This window comes from Pleomorphomonas koreensis DSM 23070 (genome assembly GCF_000425185.1).
GTDB classification, from domain to species: Bacteria; Pseudomonadota; Alphaproteobacteria; order Rhizobiales; family Pleomorphomonadaceae; genus Pleomorphomonas; species Pleomorphomonas koreensis.
Genome location: NZ_AULH01000039.1, coordinates 1 through 8,833 on the forward strand (window position 1 = coordinate 1; position 8,833 = coordinate 8,833).

At 65.2% G+C, this 8,833-nt stretch carries 4 protein-coding genes and 2 pseudogenes; 3 read left to right on the forward strand and 3 right to left on the reverse strand.

Annotated features, from left to right (window positions below; genetic code table 11):
* A pseudogene (locus tag H512_RS27390) lies at positions 1 to 576 on the forward strand (sucrose phosphorylase); the annotation flags it as partial.
* Positions 577 to 758: 182 nt separating this feature from the next.
* On the opposite strand, the gene H512_RS0119490 reads toward H512_RS27390, so the two are convergent.
* Positions 759 to 1,469: a helix-turn-helix transcriptional regulator gene (locus H512_RS0119490; protein WP_026784841.1), complete on the reverse strand. Its 711-nt coding sequence runs from the start codon at positions 1,467 to 1,469 to the stop codon at positions 759 to 761.
* A 427-nt stretch (positions 1,470 to 1,896) separates the two neighbouring features.
* On the opposite strand from H512_RS0119490, the gene H512_RS25100 reads away from it, so the two are divergent.
* Complete coding sequence (locus H512_RS25100) at positions 1,897 to 3,333, forward strand: tryptophanase (RefSeq protein WP_053240081.1); 1,437 nt, start codon at positions 1,897 to 1,899, stop codon at positions 3,331 to 3,333.
* Positions 3,334 to 3,464: 131 nt separating this feature from the next.
* Positions 3,465 to 4,837, forward strand: a pseudogene (locus H512_RS25105) (amino acid permease).
* A 79-nt stretch (positions 4,838 to 4,916) separates the two neighbouring features.
* Here H512_RS25105 and H512_RS0119505 read toward each other — a convergent pair.
* Together H512_RS0119505 and H512_RS0119510 are read right to left on the reverse strand one after the other, a co-directional pair.
* On the reverse strand, positions 4,917 to 6,215 hold the full coding sequence (locus tag H512_RS0119505) for an NAD(P)/FAD-dependent oxidoreductase (RefSeq protein ID WP_026784842.1): 1,299 nt from the start codon (positions 6,213 to 6,215) through the stop codon (positions 4,917 to 4,919).
* Positions 6,216 to 6,398: 183 nt separating this feature from the next.
* A partial coding sequence (locus tag H512_RS0119510) for an FAD-dependent oxidoreductase (RefSeq protein WP_026784843.1) occupies positions 6,399 to 8,833 on the reverse strand: 2,435 nt, incomplete at its 5' end.

Consider the following 8,833-nt stretch of genomic DNA (forward strand, 5'->3'; position numbering starts at 1 on the left):
GGCGTCATCGACGTCGGCGCCGCCACCGACGGCCGGCCGGGCCTGCTGGCGCCTGCCGCCCTCGACGCGCTGGTCGAGACCATGCACGAGCGCACCGGCGGGCAAAGCCGGCTGGCGACGGGCGCCGCCGCGTCCAATCTCGACCTCTACCAGGTCAACTCGACCTATTACGACGCGCTCGGCAAGCGCGATGACGAATACCTGATCGCCCGCGCCGTGCAGTTCTTCGCGCCGGGCATCCCGCAGGTCTATTACGTCGGCCTGCTGGGCGGCGTGAACGACATGGATCTCTTGGCCAGCAGCAAGGTCGGCCGCGATATCAATCGTCACTACTACACGCCGAACGAGGTGGCGGCGGCGCTGGAGAAGCCGGTGGTGCGCCGGCTTTGCGACCTCGCCCGTTTCCGCAACGAGCATCCGGCTTTCGACGGTGACTTTGCGGTTGAGCAACCTTCGGCAAACCGTCTGGTACTCACCTGGACCAGAGGCGACGACAAGGCGACGCTGGCCGTCGACTTCGCGGCAAGGGCGGCCACCATCAGCCGGACGGGCGGCGAGCCGATCGTCGTCGCCTGAGGTGAGTCCATTCCGGCCGGGATGGTCCGCCGGCGAATATGGCTCGTCATCCTCCGCGAAGGCGAAGGATCTCGGGCAGGACGAGACACCACGTCAATACAGGGCGCCTTTTCCGGCCCGAGATGGTCCGCCTCCGCGGGCCATGACGGCGTCTTTCATTTGGAGATCGGGCACACGGACGGTTATCCCTCGCTGCCTTCGGGCGCGCCGTTCATGCGGCTCAGGTAGCGATAGATGGTGGTCTGCGAGCAGCCGAGCTTATCGGCAACGTATTTCACCGCGCCCTTCATCATGAAGATGCCCTTGGCGTTGAGAATCTCCACCAGCGCCAGCTTGTCGCGATGGCTGAGCCGTTCGCCGCCGGCCTCCCTCGCGCGCAGCTCCTCGTCGAGCAGATGGTCGGTCAGCTCGGTCAGCGAGTTGGGGAAGCTCTCGCTGACCTCGGCCGGCGGCGGCGTCGCCTGCACGGCGGCCGCCTCCTCGTTATAGGCGAAGTTGGTCTCGACGAAGATGTCGGGGTGGCGCAGCTTCAGGATGCGATCGGACAGCTCGCGATAGCGGCTGTCGTCGAAGTTGATGCACAGCATGCCGACAAGGCGCCCCTCCTCGTCCTTCACGAAGAAGGTGGACGAGCGCAACAGCTTGCTGCCGGCGACGCCGACGTAATTGAGGCGGTAGTCCTGCGTCTCGTAGGAATGGTTGATGATCGACTGCAAGGCCACGGAAGTGAGCGGCGCACCGACGGTACGGCCGCTGACGTGGCCGTTGGCGATGGCGATGATCGACTTGTCGGCGTCACTGAGGTCGTGCAGCACCACCTCGTAGTCGGGACCGAGCACGGCGCCGAGAAACTCGGTCAGCTTCATGTAGCGCTGGATCCAACTGCCCGGCATCGCTTCTTCTCCCGGCCGCAGGACCATCGGCCTTTCGGCCCGAGTTGCAGCGTTCGCGCCGGTTTTGTCAACCCGAGTCGCCGACCGGTTCGCCGACCGGGCCACGGGTCCCGCTCCCTCGTACATATCCCGATGGCCTCCCATCCTCTGGGCAATTTTCCGCAAGCTCGCAAGCCCTCTGGCGCAACAGAATTTCCACCGCCCGCGCTGATTGCAAAAATATCCACACAGAATGCGGCTGAAATCCGCGTAAACCCTATCATTATGTAAATTAATTGACACCACGCCACCGCAGTGCCACAAATGTGAACACATGAGCCGCAGAATCTCGCTCATGTGGAAAAATGTTTGCAGATTCCTAGAGACGCTGTCCGCCAGTCGCTCGCGACGACCGGGGTGCCCAATGGTCTGTAGGAGGTAACGGACAATGGCTATCAAGTATTTCCCCGAACCGTTCCGCATCAAGGCAGTGGAACCGCTCCGGATGCTCACGGCGGAGGAGCGTGCCGCGAAGATCGCGGCGGCGCACTACAACCTCTTCAATCTCGCCGGCGAGGACTGCTACATCGATCTGCTCACCGACAGCGGCACCGGCGCCATGAGCCAGGAGCAGTGGGCCGGCGTGATGCGCGGCGACGAGGCCTATGCCGGCGCGTCGAGCTATTACAAGCTGCTTGAAGCGGGCAAGGACATCTTCGGTTACGGCTACATCCAGCCGGTCCACCAGGGCCGCGCCGCCGAGAAGGTGCTGTTCCCGATCCTGCTCGGCAAGGGCAAGTTCGCCATCTCCAACATGTTCTTCGACACGACGCGCGCCCACGTCGAACTGACCGGCGCCCGTTGCATCGACTGCGTCGTCTCGGTCGCCAAGGACCCGTCGCACCGTGCGCCCTTCAAGGGCAACATGGACGTCGAGAAGCTGAAGAAGACCATCGCCGAGCTGGGCGCCGAGAACGTCGGCCTGATCGTCATGACGATCACCAACAACTCGGCCGGCGGCCAGCCGGTGTCGATGCAGAACATGCGCGAGGTGGCCGAGGTCGCCAAGGCCCACGGCATCCCGCTCGATATCGACGCCGCCCGTTACGCCGAGAACGCCTTCTTCGTGCAGCGTGACGAGCCGGGCTACCAGAACAAGTCGATCAAGGAGATCATCCGCGAGATGTTCTCCTACGGCGACATGTTCACCATGTCCGCCAAGAAGGACGCCATCGTCAACATGGGCGGCATCCTGGGCGTCAAGGATGCCGACTCGCCGCTGATCCTGAAGATCAAGGCGAACTGCATCTCCTACGAGGGTTTCTTCACCTATGGCGGCCTGTCCGGCCGTGACCTCGAAGCGCTGGCCATCGGCCTCTACGAAGGCATCGACAACGATTACCTGCGCTATCGCATCGGTCAGATGGAGTATCTTGCCGCCCGTCTCGACGACGCCGGCATCGCCTATCAGGCGCCGGTCGGCGGCCACGGCGTGTTCGTCGACGCCCGCGCCATGCTGCCGCACATTCCCTACAACGAGTTCCCCGGCCAGGTGCTGGCCATCGAGCTCTACAAGGAAGCGGGCATTCGCTCGTGCGACATCGGCTCCTACATGCTTGGCAACGACCCCGACACCGGCAAGCAGTTGAAGGCCGACTTCGAGTTCACCCGCCTCGCCATTCCGCGCCGGGTGTACACGCAGGCGCACATCGACATCATGGCCGAGGCCCTGATCGAGATCAAGAAGCGCGCCCACACCATCACCCGTGGCTACCGCATCACCTGGGAGCCGCCGATCCTCAGGCACTTCCAGGCTCATCTCGAGCCGATCGCCAATGAGGCCGAGCGGGTGAAGGAAGACGAATACACGGTCGCCGCCCAGTAAGGGCGAACCGACCGGACCAACCAGGCGGGCGCCGCTAGACCGAGGAGGGATATCGGCGCCCGTCCCGACGGGGGCATACCGGATTCCGAGCCGTTCGCGGCCGTGCTATCCGGCTCAACGGGAGGACAACAATGTCTTCAGATACGCAATCGCATCTCGCGCGCGGCCTGAAAAACCGCCACATCCAGATGATCGCCCTCGGCGGGGCGATCGGCACGGGCCTGTTCTACGGCTCGGCCGCCTCGATCCAGCTGGTCGGACCGGGCATCATCGTCTCCTACATCATCGGCGGCTTCGTGATGTATCTCATCATGCGCATGCTCGGCGAGATGTCGACCGAGGAGCCGGTGGCCGGTGCCTTCAGCCACTTCGCCTACAAGTACTGGGCGAGTTCGCCGGCTTCCTGGCCGGCTGGAACTACTGGTTCCTCTACATCCTCGTTTCGATGGCCGAACTGACGGTGGTGGGCATCTACGTCGCCTACTGGTTCCCGGACTTCCCGGCCTGGCTGACGTCGCTGATCGTGCTGGTATCGATCACCGCCATCAACCTGATCAACGTGCGCCTCTATGGCGAAGCCGAATTCTGGTTCGCCATCATCAAGGTGCTGGCGGTGATCGGCATGATCGTGCTCGGCCTGGTGCTGATCGTCTTCGGCCTCGGCGGCGAAGCGACGGGCATCTCCAACCTCTGGGTGCATGACGGCTTCTTCCCGCACGGCATGTGGGGCCTCCTGCTGTCGCTCGTCGTGGTGATGTTCTCCTTCGGCGGCACCGAGCTGATCGGCATCACCGCCGGCGAAGCCGACGATCCCAAGAAGTCGATCCCGCAGGCCATCCGCCAGGTGATGTGGCGTATCCTGATCTTCTACATCGGCGCGCTCACGGTGATGATGATCATCTTCCCGTGGAACCAGGTCGGCATGGAAGGCAGCCCGTTCGTCACGATCTTCTCGAAGCTCGGCATCGGCTCGGCCGCCAACATCCTGAACTTCGTGGTGCTGACGGCGGCGATCTCGGTCTACAACTCCGGCATCTACTCCAACGGCCGCATGCTCTACAGCCTCGCCGAGCAGGGCAACGCTCCGAAGCTGTTCATGAAGCTCGGCGCCAACAAGGTCCCCTATGTGGCGATCCTGTTCTCGTCGGCCTGCACGCTGGTGGTGGTCGCCATCAACTACCTGATCCCCGAAGGCGCCTTCATGCAGGTGATGGCCGTCGCCACCACCGCCGCCACCATCACCTGGGTGATGATCGTGCTGGTGCACCTGAAGTTCCGCAAGGCCCACGCCAAGGACGCGGCCAAGCTGACCTTCCCGGCTCCCTTCTACCCGATCGCCAACTACGTCTGCGTCGCGTTCATGGCCATGATCATCTTCATGATGACCCAGCTCGACTCGATGCGGATGGCGGTCCTGGTCCTGCCGGCCTGGCTGATCGTGCTCTACGCCGGCTTCCTGATCCGCAAGCGGGTCAACGCCCGGTCCGCCGTCGCCGCCGAGTAAGCGCGACACCCGACCGGACAACACGAAACGGCGCGGCTCCCCCGGGGGCCGCGCCGCTCCTTTTTCTTGCACCAGACGTTCAGGCGGCCGCGTCGTCGTCGAACTTGATCGAGCGCAGCTTGTCGACGCCCATCACCTGCAGCGCCAGCTTCTCGTAGAAGGGCTCGGATTGGCCGGTGCGGATCTTCCTCAGGAAATACTTCTCGAAGCCGACCTTGGCGACGTGCACCCAGTAGCCCGACGACGACCAGTTGACGTTGCGCGGCGGGATCTGCGGCTGGGCGACGAAGGCGACGCCGCTGTCGCCAAAGTCGGCAAGGCAGATGGCGTTCCACGACGCCTCGGCGTTGGGCGCCTTGCCCTCGATCATCCGTTCGATGTTGTGAGCGGTGGCGGTCACCATGCTCTCGATCATGAAGCCGGTCTTCGGCACGCCGACCGGCACCGCCGTCTTGCCCATCGGCGGGATGGCGACACAGACGCCGATGGCGAACACATTGGGGAACCTGGCGTTCTGCTGGTGCCGGTCGATGGTGACGAAGCCACGCGGATTGACCAGCCCCTCGACGCCGCGCAGCGCGCCGACGCCGCGGAAGGCCGGCAGGATCATCGAGAAGGCGAAGGGCAGATCGTGCTTGGCCTTCGGCGCGCCATCCTCGGTCAGCTCCTCGACATGCATGACGCCGCCATCGACCGTTTCGATGCGGGCGTTGGTGATCCATTTGATGTGATGGCTGCGCAGCTGGCTTTCGAGCAGGCCCTTGGTGTCGCCGACGCCGTCGAGGCCGAGATGGCCGATATAGGGCTCGGGCGTGACGAAGGTCATCGGCACGCGGTCGCGCACCTTGGCGTCGCGCAGCGCCTTGTCCAGCACGAAGGCGAATTCATAGGCCGGGCCGAAGCAGGACGCCCCCTGCGCCGCGCCGACGATCACCGGACCGGGATTGGCGATCAGCCTGTCGACCGCCGCCTTGGCCTCCACCGCGTGGCTGACCTGGCAGATCGACTGCGTATGGCCGGACGGGCCGAGGCCCGGTATCTCGTCGAAGGCCAGATCCGGACCGGTGGCGACGACGAGATAGTCGTAGGCGACGCTGTCGCCGCCGATGAGTTCGATGCGGTTCTCCTCCGGTACGATCCGCTCGGCGCCCTCCGGCCTCAACGCAATGCCGGCCTTGGAGAATACCGGTACCAGGTCCACCTCGACGGCAGCGGGTTCGCGCCAGCCGACCGCCACCCAGGGGTTGGACGGCACGAAGGAATAGGTCGATCCCTTGTTGACGACGGTCACCAGATGCTCACGACCGAGAACCTTTTTCAGCTCATAGGCCATGATCGTTCCGCCGAGCCCTGCCCCCAGCACCACCACATGCGACATCTTCGCTCTCCACGTCCAGGCGCGGCTGAACCGCTGTAAATTAGTATTTCAGAATATACAGTATCAGAGAGATTCAGCCGATGCGACTTTGGTCGCAACCCTGGGCAGCGCCGGCCGCCGGAACGACAAGGGGGCCGTCGCGCAGGCGACGGCCCCCGAGACAGTTGCGACTGGCGCCGCGGGTCAGATGAACAGCGTCGTCGCGGACTGCTGCGAGGCACCGAGGAAGGTGGCGACGCCGCCGATCTCGACGCCGTCGATCAGCTCCTCGCGGCGGATGCCCATGACGTCCATCGACATCTGGCAGGCGACCAGCGTTGCCCCGCCCTCGACCAGCGAGGCCAGGAGCCCGGCCGGCGTCTCGACGTTCTTGTCGCCCATCACCTTGCGCATCAGCCGGCCGCCGATGCCGGCGAAGTTCATGTTGGAGAGGCGGTTGAGCCGGCCGGCCCCCTTTGGCAGCATCATGCCGAAGGCGGCATCGATCAGCGGCTTCCTCGGGCTCGGCGCGTCGGGCTTCCGCAGCACGTTGAGGCCCCAGAAGGTGAAGAACAGCGTCACCTTGGAACCCATGGCCAGGGCGCCGTTGGCGATGATCAGCGAGGCCATCACCTTGTCGAGATCGCCGGAGAACACCACCAGCGTTGCGCCGTCGCGCACCGCCGCGACGGCCGTACCCTCGGCTGGCACGACGGCGAGCGCCGCCTTGCGGATGCGGGCGGTAATCACCCCCTTCTCGGTGGCGATGCCGAGCAGCTCGTTGCCCGTCTTGTCGGCCCAGGCACGGATGTCGCGGCCGAAGGCCGGATCGGACGCCTTGACCTCCAGGAGTTCGCCCACCTCCATCGCCTCGACGGCGCGGAAGGTCTTGAGGATCGGGCCGGGGCATTGCAGGCCGGTGGCATCAAGCATCTGCACGCCGCCGGCCATGCCGACGCGGCAGTTGCCCATCTGCCCCTCGATCTCCGCCGAGTCGCGGCGGCGGATGTCTTCGTAGTCGAACAGGTCGGGGCTCGCCTGCTTCTCGGTGGCCCAGGCATAGGTCTTGAAGCCGCCGGTCAGGTTGCGGACGTTCTTGAAGCCGGCCTGCTTCAGCACGCGATAGGCGAGATAGCCGCGAAGGCCGACCTGGCAGAACAGGATAAGCGGCTTCTCCGGATCGAGTTCGCCGAGCCGCTCGCGCAGATAGTCGAGTTCGATGTTGCGGGCACCCGGCAGCGTGCGCAGCGCGAACTCCTCCGGCGTGCGCACGTCGACGAGTTGGACGGAGGCGGGATCGGTCTTCAGGAGGTCGCGCAACTCGCGCCAGCCGATGATCTCGTGGCTGCCGTTCAGCACGTTCTCGGCGACGTAGCCGGCGACGTTGACCGGGTCCTTGGCCGAGCCGAACGGCGGCGCGTAGGCCAGTTCCAGCTCGGTGAGATCGGTCACCTTGAGGCCGGCGCGGATCGCCGTGGCGATGACGTCGATGCGCTTGTCGGCGCCGTCGATGCCGACGGCCTGGGCGCCGAGGATGGTGCCATCGAGGCCGTAGACCAGCTTCAGGCTGATCTGCTGGCTGCCCGGATAATAGGAAGCGTGCGAGCCGGAATGGGTGATGGTCGCCCGATAGGGGATATCGAGCGCCTTTACCGCCGTCTCGTTGAGGCCGGTGCAGGCGGCGGCGAGGTCGAACACCTTCAGGATGGCGGTGCCGAGCGTGCCGCCGTAACTCTGCAGCGCGGCACCCTCGCCGGCCAGCATGTTGTCGGCGACGATGCGCGCCTGCCGGTTGGCCGGGCCGGCCAGCGGGATCAGCGCCTGCCTGCCGGACACCTTGTTGACCACCTCGATGGCGTCGCCCACCGCGAAGATGGCGGGGTCGGAGGTCTGAAGGTGCTCACTGACCTTGATGCCGCCGGTGGCGCCGAGATCGAGGCCGGCGTCACGGGCGAGCTTCACCTCGGGTCGCACGCCAATGGCCAGCACGACGATGTCGGCCTGGATGCGCTTGCCGGAGGCCAGGAAGACGATGGTGTGGTCGGGCCGGTCCTCGAAATGCTCGACCTTGTCGTCGAGATAGAGTTCGACCGACCGGTCGCGCATGTGGGCATGGACGATGGCCGCCATCTCGTCGTCGAACGGCGCCAGCACGTGCGGCGCCCCCTCGACGACGGTGGTGAACAGACCGCGCTCGTGGAAGTTCTCGGCGACCTCAAGGCCGATGTAGCCGCCGCCGATCACCACCGCGCGGCGCGGCTTGCTCTCGGAAAGCGAGGTCATGATGCGATCGAGGTCGGGGATGTTGCGCAGGGTGAAGATGCGCGGCGAGCCGATGCCGGGGATCGGCGGCTTCAGCACCTCGGCGCCGGGCGACAGCAGCAGGCGATCGTAGGACTCGACCGTCTCCTCGCCGCTGTCGAGGTCGCGCAGCGTCACGGTGCGGGCGGCGCGATCGACGGACAGCGCCTCGGTACGCGAGCGGACATCGACGTGGTAGCGCGCCTCGAACATCTCCTCGGAGGTGACCAGCAGCTTGTCGCGATCGGCAATGGCGCCGGAGATATGATAGGGCAGTCCGCAGTTGGCGAAGCTGATATAGGGCCCGCGCTCGACGAGGATGATCTCCGCACGCTCGT

Excerpts from the sequence above, each read along its gene's own strand:
- H512_RS0119490 (WP_026784841.1), bottom strand. The coding sequence starts at position 1,469 with ATGCCGGGCAGTTGGATCCAGCGCTACATGAAGCTGACCGAGTTTCTC.
- H512_RS25100 (WP_053240081.1), top strand. The coding sequence starts at position 1,897 with ATGGCTATCAAGTATTTCCCCGAACCGTTCCGCATCAAGGCAGTGGAA.
- H512_RS0119505 (WP_026784842.1), bottom strand. The coding sequence starts at position 6,215 with ATGTCGCATGTGGTGGTGCTGGGGGCAGGGCTCGGCGGAACGATCATG.